General features: G+C 45.6%; 12 protein-coding genes. 6 read left to right on the top strand and 6 right to left on the bottom strand.

Annotation, left to right across the window (positions count from 1 at the left end):
* Positions 1-91: 91 nt before the first annotated feature.
* The gene (locus EKG39_RS12550) at positions 92-1402 is read right to left on the bottom strand and encodes a dicarboxylate/amino acid:cation symporter (RefSeq protein ID WP_126506088.1); all 1311 of its coding nucleotides are present in this window, start codon (positions 1400-1402) and stop codon (positions 92-94) included.
* Positions 1403-1618: 216 nt separating this feature from the next.
* Here EKG39_RS12550 and EKG39_RS12545 point away from each other — a divergent pair, with 216 nt between their 5' ends.
* Complete coding sequence (locus EKG39_RS12545) at positions 1619-4135, top strand: Ig-like domain-containing protein (RefSeq protein WP_126506087.1); 2517 nt, start codon at positions 1619-1621, stop codon at positions 4133-4135.
* A 63-nt stretch (positions 4136-4198) separates the two neighbouring features.
* Here EKG39_RS12545 and astB read toward each other — a convergent pair whose 3' ends face one another.
* The gene (gene astB, locus EKG39_RS12540; protein WP_126506086.1) at positions 4199-5536 is read right to left on the bottom strand and encodes an N-succinylarginine dihydrolase; all 1338 of its coding nucleotides are present in this window, start codon (positions 5534-5536) and stop codon (positions 4199-4201) included.
* A gap of 532 nt (positions 5537-6068) precedes the next feature.
* Here astB and topA point away from each other — a divergent pair.
* Positions 6069-8747 carry a type I DNA topoisomerase gene (gene topA, locus EKG39_RS12535; RefSeq protein WP_126506085.1) on the top strand — a complete coding sequence of 893 codons (2679 nt, stop codon included), beginning with the start codon at positions 6069-6071 and terminating at the stop codon, positions 8745-8747.
* A 674-nt stretch (positions 8748-9421) separates the two neighbouring features.
* Here topA and EKG39_RS12530 read toward each other — a convergent pair.
* Complete coding sequence (locus tag EKG39_RS12530) at positions 9422-10195, bottom strand: hypothetical protein (protein ID WP_126506084.1); 774 nt, start codon at positions 10193-10195, stop codon at positions 9422-9424.
* A gap of 223 nt (positions 10196-10418) precedes the next feature.
* Between EKG39_RS12530 and cysB the strand changes: the two genes are divergently transcribed.
* Positions 10419-11393, top strand: coding sequence for an HTH-type transcriptional regulator CysB (gene cysB / locus EKG39_RS12525; protein WP_126506083.1), 975 nt, complete (start codon positions 10419-10421; stop codon positions 11391-11393).
* A gap of 63 nt (positions 11394-11456) precedes the next feature.
* Here cysB and EKG39_RS12520 read toward each other — a convergent pair whose 3' ends face one another.
* Complete coding sequence (locus EKG39_RS12520) at positions 11457-12833, bottom strand: L-serine ammonia-lyase (protein WP_126506082.1); 1377 nt, start codon at positions 12831-12833, stop codon at positions 11457-11459.
* Positions 12834-13150: 317 nt separating this feature from the next.
* On the opposite strand from EKG39_RS12520, the gene nagZ reads away from it, so the two are divergent.
* From nagZ to EKG39_RS12505, 3 genes are all read left to right on the top strand, one after another.
* Positions 13151-14164 carry a beta-N-acetylhexosaminidase gene (gene nagZ / locus EKG39_RS12515; RefSeq protein ID WP_185817590.1) on the top strand — a complete coding sequence of 338 codons (1014 nt, stop codon included), beginning with the start codon at positions 13151-13153 and terminating at the stop codon, positions 14162-14164.
* Positions 14165-14255: 91 nt separating this feature from the next.
* On the top strand, positions 14256-14795 hold the full coding sequence (gene ycfP, locus EKG39_RS12510) for an alpha/beta hydrolase YcfP (RefSeq protein ID WP_126506081.1): 540 nt from the start codon (positions 14256-14258) through the stop codon (positions 14793-14795).
* Between the two features lie 826 nt (positions 14796-15621).
* Entirely contained in the window at positions 15622-15897 is a 276-nt protein-coding gene (locus EKG39_RS12505; RefSeq protein WP_126506080.1) for an acylphosphatase, read from the top strand.
* 116 nt (positions 15898-16013) lie between these two features.
* Here the strand turns inward: EKG39_RS12505 and EKG39_RS12500 are convergent, their stop codons facing one another.
* Positions 16014-16961: a peptidoglycan binding protein CsiV gene (locus EKG39_RS12500; protein WP_126506079.1), complete on the bottom strand. Its 948-nt coding sequence runs from the start codon at positions 16959-16961 to the stop codon at positions 16014-16016.
* 1 nt (position 16962) lies between these two features.
* Positions 16963-20436, bottom strand: coding sequence for a transcription-repair coupling factor (gene mfd, locus EKG39_RS12495; RefSeq protein ID WP_126506078.1), 3474 nt, complete (start codon positions 20434-20436; stop codon positions 16963-16965).
* Positions 20437-20502 lie beyond the last annotated feature (66 nt).

Below are 20502 nucleotides of genomic sequence, written 5' to 3'. Positions count from 1 at the left end.
TTCCTAGGTAGAAATAACAAAGAAAGGCGTCCAATTGGACGCCTTTCTTATTACTGGCTAATGGTACCTACTATCAAATATTTAATTGCAGCTACTTGGCATTTAGCTGATCGTTGAAGCTGCTGGCGGCCTTACCCGCTTGGGTGTCATTGAACGTTACCTCATTGAATTCCTTTTCAGATTTTGCAATAACCACAGTCGCGACCGTATCACCGGTGACATTGACCGCCGTGCGCACCATGTCCAGTAACCTATCGACACCGATGATCAAGGCTATCCCTTCGACCGGGAGTCCTACCTGATTCAGCACCATGGCTAACATGATCAGTCCTACACCTGGCACACCAGCCGTACCGATAGAGGCCAGAGTGGCTGTAATGACCACCATAGCGTAATCTGTGATAGTCAGGTCTATGCCATAGACCTGTGCAATAAACACAGTAGCGACGCCCTGCATAATCGCCGTGCCATCCATGTTGATGGTTGCACCCAGTGGCAGGGTGAATGAAGCTACCTTGTTATCGACACCTAATCTGTGCTCGGCCGTTTCAATCGTGACCGGCAGTGTCGCGTTAGAGCTTGCGGTGCTGAAGGCAAAAAGCTGAACATCTCTCATCTTTCTGATAAAAGTAAAAGGGTTTAGTCCGGCGATGATCTTCAGCAGAGAGGGATAGACCACAAATGCATGCAGCAGTAATACGCCTAATACCACGAAGAAGTATTTAACCACACTGCCAAAGGTTTCTAAGCCTAGTGTCAGAGCGAGCTTTGCCATCAAGGCGAAGACACCATAGGGGGCAAGCTGCATTATTAGGGTCACTACGCGCATGATCACTTCATTAAGGTCATTAAACAGAGCGGCAACACGTTTTCCCCGTTCGCCGATGTGGGAGATAGCGAAACCGAAGATCACCGCAAAGAGGATGATCTGCAACATATTACCTTCACTCATGGCTTGAAGCGGGTTAGTCGGTACTATGTTGATCAGAACCTGAGACAGACTAGGGGCTTCTTTTGCATTAAATACTAAGCCGTCACTGACCAGAGAAGCGTTGCCCGGATGGACAAGAATGGCAATTGAGATTGCCAAAGAGAGGGCGATTGCCGTGGTGAAAAGATAGAAAACAATTGTCTTACCACCTAGCCGTCCCAACTTGGACGGATCGCTCAATGAGCAGGTTCCGCAGACCAGGGAGATAAAGACCAAAGGGACGACGATCATTTTAAGGCCCGAAACGAAAATAGTTCCGATAACGTTTAAGAATCCCTCGGTGACATAGTTTTCGATAAATGTGCTTTCGGGAAAAAGATTTCTAAGAAGTAATCCGAAAAGTATACCGGCTCCCATACCGATAAGAATTTTGCCCGTCAATCCGAGCTTTCTTGCTTGAGTTAAAGCCATAGTGCTTCCTGTATAATTATTGTGCTTTTCAATTTACACTGTAAGCCTAACAAGAAAGGTCTGGCGATGAAATGGCCAAATAGTTAAAGTTTTTCGCTCTTTTAACGAAATAAAATAAGATAGTTATGGAAAAGTAGCGGGAAAATTATGTAATGTTGATCTATAAGTAATAAGCGCTTTGCTTAAAATTACATTCTGAGTAACAGGGAGTCTGGCATGAAGTCAGCTTATCAAGTTTTGGTCGCATTTTTTTGGTCGTTTTTTATCGTCGCCTGTAGTGGTGGAGGGGATATTGTAGATGATGGTGGAGGAGGGACAACTCCCCCCGCAACCATTACGGTTGAGTTAGCCGTTAATAATACTCAAGTGTCGGTTGCGGAACCCGCAACGATTACCGCAACGGTGAAAAGTTCGAGTGGAGCTGCTGTTAGCACGTTAGTTTCTTTTACTTTAAACAATGACAGCTATGGAACATTTGCACCCGGTACAGGGGAAGTTGCAACGAACTCCGATGGTGTAGCTAGTATTCAATTGAATACCGCAGAGATCAACACCGGTGCGACAATAACGGCAACCATTACATCCGGTGAGTCAGCCTCTTTGAATGTCACTATGGTTGGTGATGGTGGTGAAGCAGGAGGTGGCGCTCAAGTTTCTTTGGTGCTAACTGACGGCTCTGGTAACCCGATTCAGACGATTAGCACGTTATCTCCCGGAAAGCTTACGGCAACGGTGACAGGAATTAATAAACCTGTAATTGTGACTTTCGATAGCCCAATCGGTGATCTACCCATTAAAAGTGCCGTAACCGATGCCGAAGGTAAGGCTACTGTCGATATCTATGCCGGTAGCTCTTTAGGGGCGGGTGAAGTCACTGCGAGTTTGTCAACTAATGAAGTTGGTAAAACGATTGTAGTCGTTGGTGCGACTAATGTCGTGATGGGAAGTGGTAACCCCTTCGAGCAAGGTGTCGCAGATGTCAGTACCACTAATTTATCGGCTGGAGGTACGGCAACTATTTCCGTACTCATTCAAGATGATCAGGGAACGCCTTTTACTCAGCCTGTTGATGTGAATTTCTCATCAACTTGTGCGACGAAGAATCCGGCTCAGGCTCAAATAAGTTCACCGGTATCATCCAGCAATGGTGTTGCGACTTCGACTTATCTGGCACAAGGCTGTGTCGGAGAAGATCAAATTAATGTTACTGCTAATGCCGGTGGTATAAGCCTATCGGCTATCGGTATCATCAATGTACTTCAAGCTGATGTAGGCAGTATTATTTTTGTGTCGGCGGAACCTGAAAATATCGGTATCTTAGGTACCGGAGGCACCGAGTCCTCAACGGTTAAGTTCCAGGTACTCGATAAAAACAGTAATCCGGTTAGCAACCAGAACGTGATTTTTGAGCTGAATACAAACGTTGGAGGTGTAGATATCAGCCCTGTTTCTGCAACTACAAACAATGAAGGTATCGTTCAAACCGTTGTGACAACAGGTACTGTGGCGACATCTGTCAGAGTGACGGCTACTGTGGATGATAATTCTAATCCAGCTATAACCAGCCAATCTAAACAGCTCATCATCTCAACCGGTATTCCGGATCAGGATAGCTTCTCACTCTCTGCCGAAGTGCTCAATGCCGAGGGATGGGATCGTGATGGGACAACAGTGGAAGTCACCGCTCGTATGGCCGATGCTTTCAATAACCCTGTTCCCGATGGAACCACGATTTCATTTACAACGGAGGGCGGTGCGATCGAGGATGCATGTCAGACTTTGAATGGTGCCTGTACTGTGACCTGGACGAGTCAATTAGCGAGGCCCGAGGGACAGTCACTGTTCGATGAACGAGGAGTTCAAATTCGGAACCCTACGGCTGAGCTAGCGTGTTATGTACTTAAAGTGAATGAAGGTGATTCGGCAGTTTGTGATATTACAAATGATGCACAAACCCGCGTCTACGGTAACTTCTATGGTCAGAAATATGGTGGCCGGGCCACGATAACTGCAACGGCGATTGGTGAGGAAACATTCCCGGATCTCAATGGTAATGGTCGTTTCGATGCCAGCGAAATGAGTGAATTTTTAACCGGCAAGGATGTCACCGGCGAGTCATTCGATCTCAACGATGCATTTAACGATTACAACGAAGACACAATCTTTAACCCGCAACCAACTGGCCAGTTAATTGGGCTAGACGGTGGAGCTTTAGAGGAGTTAGTCGATTTTAATTCAAATGGCATATTTGATTTCAAAGATGGCCTATATAATGGTGTGCTCTGTTCTTCTCCGGCTCACGCAGGTTGCGCCGACGGCATTGCCGATTCAAAATCTTTATATGTACGCAGAAGCTTAACCATGGTGATGTCAGGAAGTTGGGCTGTTGCGACTAAGCATGAAGATATTGTTATTGTAGATAAGGACGGTGTACATAACCCTGGTAGAATTACCATCGTAGGTAAAGGTACCGCTTCTGTAGGCTTCACTCTATCAGACCTCCATAACCAGCAATTGCCTGCTGGAAGTAAGGTGAGTTTCATTGCAACTGCTGGTTCAGTGGTGAGTGGTACTGAATTTGTATGGCCGAGCAGTAATTACAATGGTGGTCGCGGCTTTGTGGTCACGATCAAAGGAGAAGATTTACCAAATTCTGGAACCTTCTTAGTTCAAGTTGAGAGTCCTAAAGGAGCTGTAACAGAAGTTATCGCCATCGGAATAACTATTGAATAAACGTTAATTGAGACAAAAACCCAAGGTACTACCTTGGGTTTTTTATTGGAGAAAAATTATTTCCTACTTCTGAAACTGATACACGCTGCCCAGTTTCATTATCTGTGTCAGCTCATCCAGTGCGGTTCGTGACTCGATGAGCACCTGTGGGTCGGCTAAATCATCGACGCTGAGATGGTCACGGTAATGCTTATCTACCCAGGCGTTCAGGCGTGTGAACAGGGCATCATTCATCAAGGTGTGTTGATTAACCGCGGCCAACTCCATGTCGTTCATGGCGACGCGTAATCTCAGGCATGCCGGACCACCGCCATTTTGCATGCTCTGTTTAACATCAAAATAGTTAACCTGCTTAATCGGCGAGCCTAAGGTGACCACCTCATTTAGGTAGGCGTGGACGGCTTCGTTCTCCTGACAGTTGGTTGGCGCTATGATGGCCATCTCGCCAGATGGCAAGGTGATGATCTGGGTATTAAACAGATAACTCTTTACCGCATCCTGTATGGCGACTTTACTGGTCGGGACTTCGATGAAATGAAGTTCGCTGTCGCCGAATTTACGCTTTATCTCATCGAGTTTGCTTTGGGTATCGAGAAAGGCCTGCTCGTGATAGAACAGGACATTCTGGTTACCGACGGCAATGACGTCATTGTGAAAAACCCCCTGATCGATGACATTCGGGTTTTGAGAGATAAACACTGTGTTGTCATCATCGAGTTGATGAAGGCGAGCTATGGCCTGTGAAGCTTCTAAAGTTTGTCTGGCGGGAAACTTAGATGGCTTAGGCGCGGCAGGATTCGTCGCCTCCTGACCATAGACAAACAGCTCGACACCGGCATTACCATAATTTTTACAAAGGCGGGTGTGGTTGGCCGCCCCTTCGTCGCCAAAGCTGTTGTGTTCCGGCAGATGCTGGTGATGGGTGAAATGACGTGAATTATTGAATGTCGCCGCGAGAATGTTGCCTGTGGTCTCAGGTTCTATGCTTCGGTGCAACTTATCGACCAGGTTTGCAGGTGTGAAGTGTAGCTTGCCATCATGGGTATCGGCGCTTGGAGATACGGTGGCAGCATTGGCTGTCCACATGCTGGATGCACTACAACATGCTCTAAGCAGCGCAGGAGCCTGCTTAGCGGCTTTATTTAAAACTTCTGCGTCTGTACCTGAAAAACCAATTCTACGCAGCGTGTGAAGATCTGGGCGCTCCTGAGGGGCTAACATGCCTTGGACCATTCCCATATCAGCAAGTGCTTTGGCTTTTTTCAAGCCTTGTTTAGCCGCTGCCCTGGGGTTTGAGATGGCCGCCGCATTATTGAGAGAGGCAACGTTGCCAAAAGAGAGTCCTGCGTAGTTGTGCGTCGGTCCAACCAGTCCATCAAAATTCGCTTCAAAATGCTTCATTACTTTTCCTTTTAGGGTAGCGATACCTTTTTTATTTGTTGAAGTAGAAGTGGAGTACATTTTTTCTGTTTTTTACCGGCAAGGGTGAGTTTAAATTGCCGATGAGGTCCCAAATTTACCCAATATATTATTTTTCTTTGCTAAAAATGAATTAAAGCAGGCTAACCACAGGTGCAGAACAAGGCATAAGTGGCTATCATTGCGTAAATTCGATCGAATTATTACATGTTTTTATGATATTTCGCGCTCAGTATACTTGAGCTTCTTGGGTTAACAAGGTAGGCGAAAACAGGTATTTTGTGATTTTTGCATCGAAATGCACAACAATTACTTGCTAGATGACTAATAATGAAATATTAGTTTTTAATTACGCAATTATTTTTTTCACACTTATTTTAGAAATAGTTCCAAAATGGTTAATTATTGGCTCAACGATACAAATAAAAGAGGGATTAGCTTGAAAGTATCGAGACAACCCTCTATATATGGAGCCAATTGACAAATTTTGAGACTTTTTGGCGCAGATCATTCTATGGGTAAATCGCTAGTTATTGTCGAATCACCGGCCAAAGCCAAGACTATTAATAAATATCTCGGCAAAGATTACATCGTGAAATCGAGTGTGGGTCATATTCGTGACCTGCCAACATCATCCAGTACTGAAGCAAAAGTGGCGACGAAAACGCCGGCAGAAGTACGAAAAATGGCTCCTGAAGAGAAAGCCATCTACAAGAGTATTAAGGCCAAGCAAGCACTAGTTGCGCGTATGGGCGTTGATCCTGATAAAGGCTGGAAAGCCAAGTATCAGACACTCCCCGGCAAAGAAAAAGTGGTTAAAGAGCTACAAACATTAGCCGAGTCCGCCGACCAAATCTTTCTCGCAACGGATTTGGATAGAGAGGGAGAGGCCATTGCATGGCATCTGCAGGAGGTGATCGGTGGTGATGCATCACGTTACCAACGTGTAGTGTTTAACGAGATCACTAAGTCTGCGATTCAGGATGCGTTTAGCAAGCCTGCAACCTTAGATACCAATATGGTAAATGCACAGCAAGCGCGTCGCTTCCTCGACCGTGTTGTTGGCTTTATGGTATCTCCGCTGCTTTGGAAAAAAGTGGCCAGAGGACTCTCTGCCGGACGCGTACAATCGGTAGCGACCAGACTCGTTGTCGAGAAAGAGAGTGAAATTAAGGCTTTTGTACCTGAAGAGTTCTGGGATATCCATGCTCAGCTGGAAACGCTTACGAATGACGCATTAAAGATGCAAGTCGTTAAGTTTCAGGGGAAGGCATTTAATCCGGTTACTGAGTCGCAGGCCCAAACGGCAACCTCGGCACTGTCTCAGTCAAGTTTTGTTGTTGCGGCTCGTGAAGACAGAGCGACATCGAGCAAACCTTCTGCGCCCTATATCACGTCTACTTTGCAGCAAGCTGCGAGTACACGTTTAGGTTTTGGCGTTAAGAAAACCATGATGATGGCGCAACGTCTCTACGAGGCGGGTCATATCACCTATATGCGTACCGATTCGACCAACTTGAGCCAAGAGGCTCTCGATAGTGTGCGGGAGATGATTGGCAAAGAGTTCGGCGATAAATACCTGCCTGAAGCGCCAATTCGCTACGGAAGTAAAGACGGCGCTCAAGAAGCTCACGAAGCGATTCGTCCATCAGATGTAAAAGTTCAGGCTGCATCCATGAAAGACATGGAGCGAGATGCTCAGCGTTTGTATGAGTTGATCTGGCGCCAGTTCGTTTCTTGTCAGATGACACCAGCTAAATATGATGCTACACGATTAACCGTTAAAGCCGGTGAGTATGAGCTAAAGGCGACGGGGCGTACATTACGCTTCGACGGTTGGACTCGTGTTCAGACTGTTGTGAAGAAGAAAAACGAAGAGGATAACACTCTTCCTTTTGTTGCACAGGGCGACACACTTAGCTTACAAGAGTTAATGCCTAAGCAACACTTTACCAAGCCGCCAGCGAGATACGGTGAAGCATCATTGGTTAAAGAGCTTGAAAAACGGGGTATCGGTCGTCCTTCTACCTATGCAACCATTATCTCGACGATTCAAGATCGTGGTTATGTGAAGGTCGAAAACCGTCGCTTTTATGCCGAGAAGATGGGTGAGATCGTCAGTGAGAGCCTGGTTGGTAGTTTTAAAGAGTTAATGAGTTATGACTTCACTGCCAGCATGGAGCAAACCCTCGATGATGTGGCTCAAGGCGAACTCGAGTGGAAAAAGGTCTTGGATGGGTTCTATAAAGATCTGACTAAACAGATTGAGCAAGCCGAGTTGGCACCCGAAGAGGGCGGCATGCGTCCAAACGAAATGGTGTTAACAGACATTAAGTGCCCAACTTGTGAAAGACCCATGGGAATTCGAACGGGGACGACGGGTGTATTCCTGGGCTGTTCCGGTTATGCCTTACCACCAAAAGAGCGTTGCAAGACGACGATGAACCTAACTCCCGGCGAAGAAGCTGTGAGCGAAAACAGTGAAGATGCAGAGACTGATGCATTGAGAGCTAAACATCGGTGTGACGTGTGTGGGACTGCGATGGATAGTTACCTCATCGATGAGAAGCGTAAGCTTCATGTCTGTGGTAACAACCCTATTTGTGGTGGCTATGAAGTCGAACAGGGACAGTTTAAAATTAAGGGCTATGAAGGTCCGATTATCGAATGCGATCGTTGTGGCAACGATATGGAGCTTAAAAACGGCCGCTTCGGTAAGTATTTTGGTTGTACTAACGATGACTGTAAGAATACTCGTAAGTTACTTAAGAGCGGAGAAGCTGCGCCACCAAAAGAAGATCCTATTCACCTTCCAGAGCTGAAATGCACTAAATCTGATGGTTACTTTGTACTTAGAGACGGTGCGGCGGGGATCTTTATGGCTGCCAGTACTTTTCCTAAGTCACGTGAGACCCGCGCTCCGTTAGTGGAAGAGTTGGTTAAGTATCGTGAGCTTCTATGGCCTAAGTACGCTTATCTGGCCGATGCCCCTGTTACCGATGATGATGGTAACAAGGCAACGGTTCGATTCAGTCGTAAGACTAAAGAGCAATACGTTGCAACAGATGTCGATGGTAAAGCGTCTGGCTGGACATCTAAATTCATTGACGGTAAATGGGTTTCTGAGTCTAAGAAGAAGGCGAAGCCTAAAGCGAAGGCAAAGGCAAAAGCTAAGCCTAAAGAGAAAAAATAATCGGCTAATCGATTAGCGTCTTTTTTTGATTATATGAAAGCCCCGACTTGTGTCGGGGCTTTTTTGCAATAGGGACTGAGGTTCCGGCCTCTATTTGAAACCTCATATGAAGGAGCGGCTTTAGCCGTGAAGCTGTTAAGGCATAATTATATGTTGAAGTCGGCTGTAGCCATACGTCGGAGCCGCTTTAGCTGCGCAGCTGTTATGACATAATTATATGTTGAAGTCGGTTGTAGCCATATGTAGGAGCGGCTTTAGTCGTGAAGCTGTTATGGCATAATTATATGTTGAAGTCGGTTGTAGCCATATGTAGGAGTGGCTTTAGCCGCGAAGCTGTTTATGCAAGATTATCTGTTGAAGTCGGCTGTAGACATATGTAGGAGCGGCTTTAGCTGCGAAGCTGTTATGGCATAATTATATGTTGAAGTCGGTTGTAGCCATATGTAGGAGCGGCTTTAGTCGCGAAGCTGTTACGGCATAATTATATGTTGAAGTCGGTTGTAGCCATATGTAGGAGTGGCTTTAGCCGCGAAGCTACTGATACAAAATTATTTGTTGAAGTTAGTTTTAGCATTATCCTGGAGCGGCTTTAGTTGCAAAGGCTGTTTAGGTTCAATTATTTTTGGCACAAAAAAACCAGCATAAATGCTGGTTTTAAATGGTAGGGAATAGCGTTACCACTTCTTCTTTGGTTGAAACAGGACATCGATATCCTCTTCATCCTTCTCCTGCTTAATTACCGGACTTGCCTCCTTCTGGGCACCGGTAATTTCATCTAACATAGCCTTCGCTTCTTCGACCTTACGGGCAATAAACGGATCGTTCGGTGTCTGAGCTTTGATTGCATGAAGCGTCGAGAGCGCTTTGGTTACCATCTGTTTTGCTGAGCCGTACTGTTTCATAAAGCAGGCTGCACGGCCTCTGGATAGCATAGAGTCGACGTTAATTCTTAATTGAAGGCTATCGATGCGTCCCTCCTCTTCAGAGAAGGTAGCGGGTTCAACTTTTCCTTTATTATGCTCGGCTCTCAGTATTGCTTTTAGCTTTTTGAGTACCTGTACAAGAGTCAGGATCTGTTTATCGTTATCGGGCAGGCGAAAACCTTCGATAGCCGGCGATGATTTGGGGCTGGATTGTAGTGTTTCAATCTGTGCTTTGATATCCAGCCCCCGACGTTGATAATCTCCGGCCTGATTGGCGGCATTTTGAACCGCTAAAGCTAACGCATCCTGGACTCGTTTGTATAACACCAGAACAATTTGAGAAGAGCATGGGAACATGCCGGTGTGAGACAATACCTCTTCCGTTTCGTCAATTATCGCCCGCTGTCTTGCCAGCTCGGTTCTACGCTCAGCTTCAGCTTTTTCTTTCTGCTGCTGTATGACATTAATTCCGATAACGAGTAATAATAGCGCGCCGATAAGGATCAGAACCAAAGTAAATATCATAGGTCTACCGTTAATTTTGCAATTCTGTTAATGCTACTATAAATCAACACACTAGCATAGCTATCTTAGTCTATGAATTGACTAATGTCGTGTGATCGACATTAACACTATGTTATATTCCATATTGATTTAATATTTACGTTGTACTATAACTATTTATTATACTTAATGCCCATTCCAGACCCGAGAAAGTGTCGTCAGAGGTCGAATCGAAGGAACAAAGATGAAGCTGCAGCAACTCAGATACATTGCAGAGGTGGTTAATCATAACCTTAACGTGTCAGCAACCGCGGAAAACCTATACACCTCTCAACCAGGGATCAGTAAACAGGTACGTATGCTGGAAGATGAGTTAGGTATTCAAATCTTCGGTCGTAGTGGTAAACACTTAACCCATGTTACTCCTGCCGGTGAGCAGGTAATAAGTATAGCAAATAATATTTTAGGCAAAGTTGAAAGCATTAAGAAAGTTGCCGAAGAGTACACTAAGCCGGATCAAGGTGAATTAAATATTGCGACTACTGATACGCAAGCCAGATATGCTTTGCCTAATATCATTCGTGGTTTTATCGACAGGTACCCGAAGGTAAACCTTCATATGCATCAGGGAACGCCTTCTCAGATTAGTGAGCTGGCGGCGAGAGGTGATGCCGATTTTGCTATTGCTACTGAAGGAATGCATCTGTATTCAGATCTGATTATGCTGCCTTGTTATCATTGGAATCGCTCTATTGTCGTTACCCGCGATCATCCTTTAGCATCACGCAGTAATATCAGTATCGAAGATCTGGGCCGTTTCCCCTTGGTGACTTATGTGTTCGGTTTCGATCGTGAGTCTGAAATTGAGAAATCATTTAACCGGGCAGGGCTGGAACCTAGAGTCGTATTCAGTGCAACGAGTGCGGATGTATTGAAAACTTATGTAAGACTGGGACTCGGTGTCGGTGTCATTGCCTCTATGGCAATCGATCCTCATATGGACAGAGATCTGGTGGCTATCGATGCAAGTCACCTGTTTGGGCACAGTACGACTAAGATAGGCTTCAGGAAAGGAAACTTCCTAAGGACCTATATGTACGAATTTATTGAGCACTTTGCACCACATTTGACTAAAGAGGTAGTAGAGAAAGCGGTAGGCCTCAGAGATCCTCAGCTGATAGAAAATATGTTTACCGATATCGAACTGCCGGTGAAATGATAAACGTGTCCCAATAAAAAACTCGCCATATGGCGAGTTTTTTATTGGACTTCGATGCTCAGGCTAGCACTCTACTATATTAACAGCCAGGCCACCCTTTGCCGTTTCCTTGTACTTGCTTCTCATGTCTTTCCCGGTATCCATCATGGTCTTTATGACTTTATCCAGAGAGACTTTATGGTTTCCGTCACCGCGTAGCGCCATTCTGGAGGCGTTGATAGCCTTAACCGCACCCATGGCATTGCGTTCTATGCAAGGCACTTGTACCAAGCCACCTACAGGGTCACAAGTTAAGCCTAAGTTATGCTCCATGCCTATCTCAGCGGCATTTTCGACATGCTCAATAGTGCCGCCCATGATCTCGGTCAATGCCCCAGCGGCCATCGAGCAGGCGACGCCAACTTCGCCCTGACAGCCGACCTCAGCCCCGGATATTGAGGCATTTTTCTTATAGAGAATACCTATGGCAGCGGCAGTTAACAGGTAACGGCTGCAGACCTCAATATCGACCTCTTCGACGAAGGTATCGTAATAACACAGTACAGCCGGGATAATGCCGGCAGCTCCATTTGTTGGAGCCGTTACTACTCTATCGCCCGCCGCATTTTGTTCATTTACCGATAGCGCGAATAGATCAACCCAATCCAGAGTCGTTAAAGGATCGATATTACTCTTACCTTCGGCCTTTAACCTGCGATACATTGCCGGAGCCCGGCGTCTTAATTTCAAGCCACCGGGCAATATTCCCTCTTTCTGGTAGCCACGTTCAACACAATTTTTCATCGTCTGCCAAATGTGCCAAAGCTGCGCTTTTACCTGACTCTCGGGGGCCACACTCAGCTCATTAGCCATCATGAGCGAGGAGATACTCAAACCATTTTCTGTGCATGCAGCCAGAAGCTCACTTGCACTGTTAAAATCGTAGGGGGCCGATTGAATCGGCGCGGCAGGAGATGCATCTTGAGCCTTGATTTCATCTTCGTCCAAGATAAAGCCACCACCAACAGAATAATAGGTTCGCTCATAGATACACTTGCCTTTTGAGAAAGCAAATAGTGTCATGGCATTGGCGTGGGCGGGTAAGCTTTTACGTCTATGGTAGACGACTCCTGATTCACGGCTAAAAATGACTTTTATTCCATTTGCCATCTGTAACTGTTCAGATTCACTGACCTCTTTGAGTACCTCGTCAATGGTATCTGTATCGACGGTATCCGGAGCTTCGCCCATGAGTCCCAGGATCACCGCTTTGCCGGTGCCATGACCTTTTCCGGTTTGGCCTAAGGAACCAAACAGTTCAGATCTTAATTCATCGGTAGATTCAAGAAGTCCTTTTGTATCAAGATCATTAATAAAAATATTGCCAGCCTTCATCGGACCTACAGTATGAGAACTCGAAGGCCCTATGCCAATCTTGAACATGTCGAAAACGCTTATCATGATGAAACCCTGTTTGTTATTGTTCTACCCACATCATTCATATTAGATTAAATTTCCCTTTGCCATTAAAAATAGCTTTAAAGTTCAGGGGGAAATGGTCATGGTATGATAATCTAATCAGCTTTGTGGCTGATATATCTGAAAGTATCCCATACTTTTCTTCGTGACTTATCATGAGATTTTTTAATTAGCGCTTTCAGATTAGTTAAGCTAGGGCTAAGGAACGGGCTAGTTAAATGATTTAGCCCCATTAATTTTTGTCATGAAGCCACAAGCTTATCGGTTGGTTCTGTTTTACGTATTGTTAGGGAGTTTGTGTGAGTTATTTAATGCTTGATCTATTATCGACCCAAGCGTCAGAGGAGGAACTGTCACAGCTTAAGCACCCAATGGTCGGTGGCGTGATTTTATTTAGTCGAAATTATTCCGACCGAACTCAGCTTATCGCCTTGATAAAGCAAGTGCGTTCCGTACGGCCCGATATTCTCATTGCCGTCGACCATGAAGGTGGCAGGGTGCAGAGGTTTAAAGACGGTTTTACCTGTATTCCAGCTATGGGTGACATATTGCCCACAGCCGGAGGAGATATGGTGTTGGCCAAGTTCTGGGCGGTAGAGCTCGGCTATCTTATGGCTATTGAACTCCTTGCCTGTGATATCGATTTAAGTTTTGCGCCGGTTTTAGATCTCAATGGCATCAGCAAAGTCATCGGGAAAAGAGCATTTGGCAGTAAGCCAGATGTGGTTATCGAGTTGGCCGGTAGTTTTATTAAGGGCATGGAGCAAGCGGGCATGGCGGCGGTCGGTAAACATTTTCCTGGCCACGGTAGCGTCGAAGCCGACACGCATTTCAACCAAGCGGTGGATAATCGAACCAGACAGCAGATTGTCGAATCAGATATTCAGCCTTTTAAACAGCTCATCAGTCAGGAAAAGCTTCATGGAGTGATGCCAGCTCATGTTATCTATCCTAATATAGATCCTAACCCCGCAGGCTTTTCCAGTTATTGGTTAAAACAGGTGCTGAGAGGTGAGCTTGAATTTAAAGGTGTCATTTTTTCTGATGATCTTGGCATGAAAGGGGCTGGTGTTGTCGGAGGCTATAAAGCGCGTGCTCAAGCGGCCCTGAATGCTGGTTGTAATATGATTTTACTCTGTAATGATGCTGCCGGTGCGACTGAGGTGTTGAACGAATTAGTGTGGCCTGACACGCTTCCTGATCGGCCTGCCAGTTTATTAAAACCCAGATTAGATGTAGTTACTAAGGCGTTAGAAGATGATGCTCGATGGGCAAAAGCAAAAGAGATTGCCGGAAAATTTCCAAGTAACTAGAATTAGTAAGAAATAAAAAATTGATGTTGCTCAATATTCGACTTCAATAAATTAGATAACTTAAAGTTCTGATATTTTTATAGGTGGCCAAATGATCCTCTATTTACATGGTTTTGATGCAACGAGTCCTGGTAACCATGAAAAAATGCGTCAATTGCAGTTTATTGACAAAGACGTACGTTTAGTCAGTTACAGTACATTACATCCTAAACACGACATGCAACACTTGCTTAATGAAGTGAGTAGGCAATTACAGCAGTCTGATGATTCAGACCCTATCATCATAGGTGTTGGTCTCGGGGCTTATTGGGCTGAACGTATTGGTTTTTTGAATGGTATCCGTTCGGTGCTGATTAATCCGAATTTGAACCCTCAAGATAATATGATCGGCAAAATCGACAGACCCGAAGAGTATTCAGATATTGCCGGAAAGTGCGTCTCTGAATTCAGGGGGAAAAACCAAGGAAAGGCACTGGTGATCCTTTCTCGTCTGGATAAAGTTAATGACAACCAAAGTGTGAGCGAACAGCTTGGCGGGTTTTACCAAATTTGTTGGGATGAAGAACAGCCTCATAAATTTCCGGTATTAGCGAGCCACCTTCCTCAGATCAACATATTTAAGCAAGCCTGATTTCCGTAAGCAATACGCCGTAATGCATGCGGCGTATTGCATACGGTGTGTAGTTTGCTTTCGTCAATACAGAGCTGAGTGGCTGTTAGCCGCTACGGCATAGTCTATTAACTCTACTCTCTTCATTCTCACTGCTATATTTTTTCAGCCTTACCCCAAACCCCATAGATTTTATTCGTAGTTTTCACTTTAAGATTGGCAAATCACCACACTCTCCTGGCTTGAACCCACTCTTTTGAGCAGAGAATAACTGGTACCTTAGTATAAGATACTGTTTTATAGGTGTTAGTGGATTGTTTGAGGCTGCAAATGCCACTTTTTCAGCTTAAATAACTGTTTGTTGCTTGCATCTTGATATCGGCAGTGTAAAGTGACATTCAATGCTTTGTGTTGATACAAGTTGATACATAAAAGGCTTGTTTTCGCTCAGGCCTAACCAGTTTGCGTATGTCGCCCGATGCAGCTAACAAATTTTTAGTTAGCTGTTTTTTTTTGCATAATACCAATTGTATTAAGTACCTGACCATTCAGCGAGAATTCAAAGCTCTGTAGGCAAGTTGGATGATTGAAGCTAATAGTTATTCTATATCGAAAGCATCCAATGCAGCATAAAGGGCTTTGAAGCTCGCACTACGTGAGTCCCTCAGGCTTCTCACTTCTGCTTTGCATTAACTTAAAAGGGAATAACCATTTTCTCATCAATGCGCCTTGAATTGAAAATCCTGAGGGACTCTGAATTGGTTAATTATTTAATGCAATCGGTATAAATTTTGCCCATTTCTCAGCTTTGCGTTATCTTCAAAAGAGTGAATATGAGGATACCAAGATGAAAAGAGTATTGATCAATGTGAATGGCAAGGTACAAGGGGTATGTTTCAGAAGGTTTGCGTTATCTAAGGCTCAAGAGTTGGGTTTGACTGGTTATGTATCTAATACCGAGGACGGTTCGGTTAATATTCTCGCTCAAGGGGCGTTTCCAGCCGTAGACTCTCTAATCGATTGGTGTCACATCGGCTCTCCACAAGCTCAGGTCACCAGGGTGCTTGTCGAAGAGGACGAGGCCGATGAAATATACCTCGACTTTTCGATTGTACAATCTTAATTTTTCACTCCGGCAAGTTTATGATTTTTCTCTAAATCAATCAGCCTTTAGCGTTTGCTAAAGGCGAGAGCATTGACAAATTTGGACACAAATCGCCTTTTTCGAAGGGAGCGCGCTCAATTAATCTCTGTTGAAACGGCTTCAGCGACTCTGTCTATCGGTTGTTCCATTTTTCTTATCTGCAGGATCATCCCCATGTCAGGGTGATCAAAATAATGTATCTCATCACTTCTCACTCTGCGGTTTTGTGTCAGCGGTATCGCAAAAAGAAATGGAGTGGTTACTGACTCAAGGGTTTCGTTGAGGTGAGTATTATCCCTCATTATTCCTACAGTCTTAATGCCCTCTTTTCTGAGGTTAAGTGCAGTCTCCACGTACAGGTAATGGTTGAGATAGATATTTAACGTACCATCAAGTTTCCACACGGGTTTAGGCTTATCATCGGACAGTGTTTCACCAAAAAAATCAAATTCAGGAATGGCTGATTCTGCCTGATGGCTCTGAACTGTCTGACCACTGAGCTCGTATTGTGATGCGTAATCCTGTCCCGAAAAGAGTCGGACTGGCTTAGCTTTATGCCTTGGCAGCATAGATTGTTGCCATGTCATATGAAACAGGCTTCTGTTGCCGCGCTCTCTGGATAGTTTGTTGATAATGTCCTGGAATTGATTCTGGCTGTCAGAGAGTAATACCGCAGGCCCGCCAGGAACACCATATTGGGGCTCCGGGGCAAAGATATTGCTAGGGATTTGTGACAGATGGTTCACCTGTGTCGATTTAAGCTGTTGATTACACTCGTCTGAATTTGTCGCCCAATCATGAGACGAGCAGCCGTCAAGTCCAATACTTGCCCCAGTGATATTGGTGCTGAACAGGGGAGAGATCAGATCGACAGCCTTACTCGTTTTACCCAACTGAACTTGCTGAGGCGCTTGCTCCTGAGGATCGGCATTGCTCCGTTCAAACAGGTAAACCTCTACCTCAAACCAACGTTCATCTTGGGCATAGGCCAGCTCAGTGATAGAAAGAAAGCCCACTAGTATTAAAAGAGTTTGTCTTAACACATTATTCTCCAAGACGGTGTTGTGATAATTGACCTAGCAACAATTTGACCAGAGCCAGCCTGTCAGAGTATGACTCTGCAGGGATGATGAATTTTAACTTACTCGGGCCATCCATTCGATAGTTTTGTGGTTGGCTCTGGAGTAATCCGATGATAAAGCCAGGATCAACCTTGTGATCATCGTTAAATTCCAGGCTTCCGCCCTTAGCGTGCATCTCGAGTTTTTTAATGCCTAGTGCCGTCGCTTGATGTTTATATAGGGTTAGTTCCATCAAGTTCTTAGTAGCATCGGGCAGTAACCCAAAGCGATCGATTAGTTCCACTCTCAGTTCATCCAGTGCCTGCTCAGTTTCACAATTCGCTATCCTCTTATAAAGCGATAGCCTGATGTTGACATCGTGAACGAAATCATCAGGCAGCAGGGCTGGAATACGAAGATCAATTTCACATTGATGTCTTAGCATCTGATCGAGTGAGGGCTCTTTGCCCTCCTTGAGTGACTTCACCGCATCCTCAAGCATCTCCATATAGAGGGTGAAGCCAATTTTTGAAATATGCCCGCTCTGCTCATCGCCTAACAGCTCGCCGGCTCCTCGGATCTCAAGATCTTGGGTGGCCAATAAAAATCCGGCCCCCAGATCTTCCAAGGCGCCAATTGCCTCGAGTCGCTTGACTGAATCTTTGGTCATACGCTTAGGGTGTGGCGTCATCAGGTAAGCATAGGCCTGGTGGTGTGAGCGGCCCACACGTCCCCTGAGTTGATGGAGTTGTGCCAGACCAAACTTATCGGCACGATCGATGATGATGGTGTTAGCCGATGGGACATCAATGCCCGTTTCGATAATGGTAGTACAAACTAACACATTAAATTTTTGATGGTAGAAGTCAGACATAACTTTTTCAAGTTCACGTTCACGCATCTGACCATGCGCCGTGACAACACGCGCTTCAGGAAGTAACTCACTGATCTCACTTGCACGCTTTTCGATTGACTCGACATTGTTATGTAAGAAGTAAACCTGTCCACCACGTAAAATCTCCCGCTGCAGCGCCTCTCTCACGGTCGTATCGTCGTACTCCCTTATGAAGGTTTTTACCGATAAACGCTTCGCTGGTGGGGTTGCGATAATGGACAGATCCCGCATCCCGGACATCGCCATATTCAGTGTTCTCGGGATCGGAGTCGCGGTCAGGGTTAAGATATCGACATTGGCTCTTAAGGCTTTAATTTTCTCCTTCTGCCTTACGCCGAACCTATGCTCCTCATCGATCACCAGTAATCCAAGGTTCTCGAATTTGGCATCCGATTGCAGTAACTTATGGGTGCCGACAACAATGTCGACCTTGCCATTGGCTAACTCCTCCATGACATGCTTCTGCTCTTTCGCGGTTTTGAACCGCGACATGACCTCTATCTTTACCGGCCAATCGGCGAACCGGTCGTTGAAGTTTTCATAGTGCTGCTGAGCCAGCAGTGTGGTCGGCACTAATATGGCGACCTGCTTGCCGTCATTGACTGCGACAAATGCGGCGCGCATTGCCACCTCGGTCTTGCCGAAGCCCACATCACCACATACCAGTCTATCCATGGCTATCGGGGAGCACATGTCTGTCATGACGGCGTTGATTGATGTTTCCTGATCGACGGTTTCTTCAAATGGGAAACTATTAGCAAATTGAGCATACTCCTCTTCGATGACCTTGCAGGCATCTCCGGGTCTCGCCTGTCGTCTGGCATAGACATCGAGTAACTCTGCGGCGACATCACGGATCTTCTCGACCGCTTTTCGCTTCGCCTTTGCCCAGCTCTCGTTGCCGAGTTTATTAAGATTCGCCTCTTCATCGGGTCCTACGCTGTAACGACTGATCAGATGAAGGGATGAGACCGGAACATAGAGCTTATCGCCACCGGAATACTCTAACATCAGATACTCGGCAACCAGACCTCCGGTATCTAAGGTTTCAAGCCCCTGATATCTGGCGACACCATGATCCAGGTGAACTATGGGTTGACCCACTTTTAGTTCGGCAAGGTTTTTGACCAGGGCGTCACTACTGATCTGTCTCTGCTTGTCCCGGCGCCGCTTTTGCGAAATTTTGTGACCAAAGAGCTCAGTCTCACAGATGATACTGAATTTTGCTCCACGTGATTTCTCGACAATGCACCCTTTTGAGAGGGGAGATACGATCAAGCCAAGCTTAGTGTTTGAAAGAACAAATTCATCGAAATGGGTGAATAATTTGGGCTTGATGTTGATTTTACTCAGCAGCTCAAACAGGGCCTCACGTCTTCCCTCTGACTCGGCGCTGAAGAGAATATTGCCTCCACTTTCGCTAAACTCCTGCAGTAGATTCAGTGGCTGTTTGAGCTTATGGTTAGCTGTCAGCTCAGGTAAAGCCTCGAGTTTTGCCTGATGACCAGACTCCTGACCTTCGCCAACTTTAAGTAGTGTTCTGGGGCGTTGCTTAAATTGTGAGAACATCTCCTCTGTGAGAAGGTAGAGCTCTTTTGGAGATAATAAGGGCCGCAGTGGATCGACGCGTCTATCTTCATAACGTGCCTCTATCTCTGCTAAGTGAGATTTTGCAGCCTGCTCAAGATCGCCAAGGTTAACCAGTTGAGCATCACCGGGAAGATAATCAAATAAACTGGCGGTATCGTCAAAGAACAGTGGCAGATAGTTTTCAATTCCTGCCGGAAGTAGTTTTCTGCTGACCATCTGGTAGACAGATTCAGGCTCTTTGACCAGTACTTCGAATCGACGGCGATATCTTTGTCTGAATCCCTCTATCGCAGAGTCATCGGTGGGAAACTCCTTCGCAGGCAGTAATCTGACTGAATCTATGGTGCCACTGGAACGTTGAGTTTCCGGGTCAAAATACCGGATTGACTCTACTTCGTCGTCAAACAGCTCTATACGGTAAGGTTGAGTCGACCCCATAGGGAACAGGTCGATGATTGAACCTCTGACAGCAAATTCGCCATGTTCATATACTTGCTCCACCATATGGTAGCCAGTGTCGACCAGCTGCTGTTTAACATCCTGCAGGCAGTAGTTATCGCCTTTCGTTAACAGCAGCACATTACCGGCCAAAAATGACTTAGGTGGTAAACGCATCATCAAGGTCGTAATGGGAACTATGACCAGGCACTGTTTTGCATTTGGGATCCGTGACAGAGTCTCCAGCCGCTGTGATACCAGATCTTGATGTGGGGAAAAGTTGTCGTAGGGTAAGGTTTCCCGGTCTGGAAATATCCATACCGGAATATCTTTTTCCTTCAACAAGTAAGTTAATTCAGTTTCCAGAAGAAGAGCCGTGGGGGTATCGTTCGTCACAGCCAAGGTCAAGCCGGTATGCTTTTGGACCACATTTGCTAACGTGATGGCTTGAGACGCGCCACCTAAAGTAAATAGTGTTTGTGCTCTGGTTGCGCTTTTTACTGCTGGCGGAGTCAATACTGAAAAAGGTTTCATTAAGAACAGGCAAAAATTAACGACAAAGATACCTGTTATTGTAGAGGCTTACACTCAACAGTGCTA

Source organism: Shewanella atlantica, assembly GCF_003966265.1.
GTDB classification, from domain to species: Bacteria; Pseudomonadota; Gammaproteobacteria; order Enterobacterales; family Shewanellaceae; genus Shewanella; species Shewanella atlantica.
The sequence above is the reverse complement of the archived record's forward strand: the minus strand, read 5'-3'. Positions and strand labels throughout refer to the sequence as shown.

What these genes read in the sequence shown, in the direction of transcription:
- EKG39_RS12550 (WP_126506088.1), bottom strand. Translation starts at nt 1,402, where the DNA reads ATGGCTTTAACTCAAGCAAGAAAGCTCGGATTGACGGGCAAAATTCTT.
- EKG39_RS12545 (WP_126506087.1), top strand. Translation starts at nt 1,619, where the DNA reads ATGAAGTCAGCTTATCAAGTTTTGGTCGCATTTTTTTGGTCGTTTTTT.
- astB (WP_126506086.1), bottom strand. Translation starts at nt 5,536, where the DNA reads ATGAAGCATTTTGAAGCGAATTTTGATGGACTGGTTGGACCGACGCAC.
- topA (WP_126506085.1), top strand. Translation starts at nt 6,069, where the DNA reads ATGGGTAAATCGCTAGTTATTGTCGAATCACCGGCCAAAGCCAAGACT.
- EKG39_RS12530 (WP_126506084.1), bottom strand. Translation starts at nt 10,195, where the DNA reads ATGATATTTACTTTGGTTCTGATCCTTATCGGCGCGCTATTATTACTC.
- cysB (WP_126506083.1), top strand. Translation starts at nt 10,419, where the DNA reads ATGAAGCTGCAGCAACTCAGATACATTGCAGAGGTGGTTAATCATAAC.
- EKG39_RS12520 (WP_126506082.1), bottom strand. Translation starts at nt 12,833, where the DNA reads ATGATAAGCGTTTTCGACATGTTCAAGATTGGCATAGGGCCTTCGAGT.
- ycfP (WP_126506081.1), top strand. Translation starts at nt 14,256, where the DNA reads ATGATCCTCTATTTACATGGTTTTGATGCAACGAGTCCTGGTAACCAT.
- EKG39_RS12505 (WP_126506080.1), top strand. Translation starts at nt 15,622, where the DNA reads ATGAAAAGAGTATTGATCAATGTGAATGGCAAGGTACAAGGGGTATGT.
- mfd (WP_126506078.1), bottom strand. Translation starts at nt 20,436, where the DNA reads ATGAAACCTTTTTCAGTATTGACTCCGCCAGCAGTAAAAAGCGCAACC.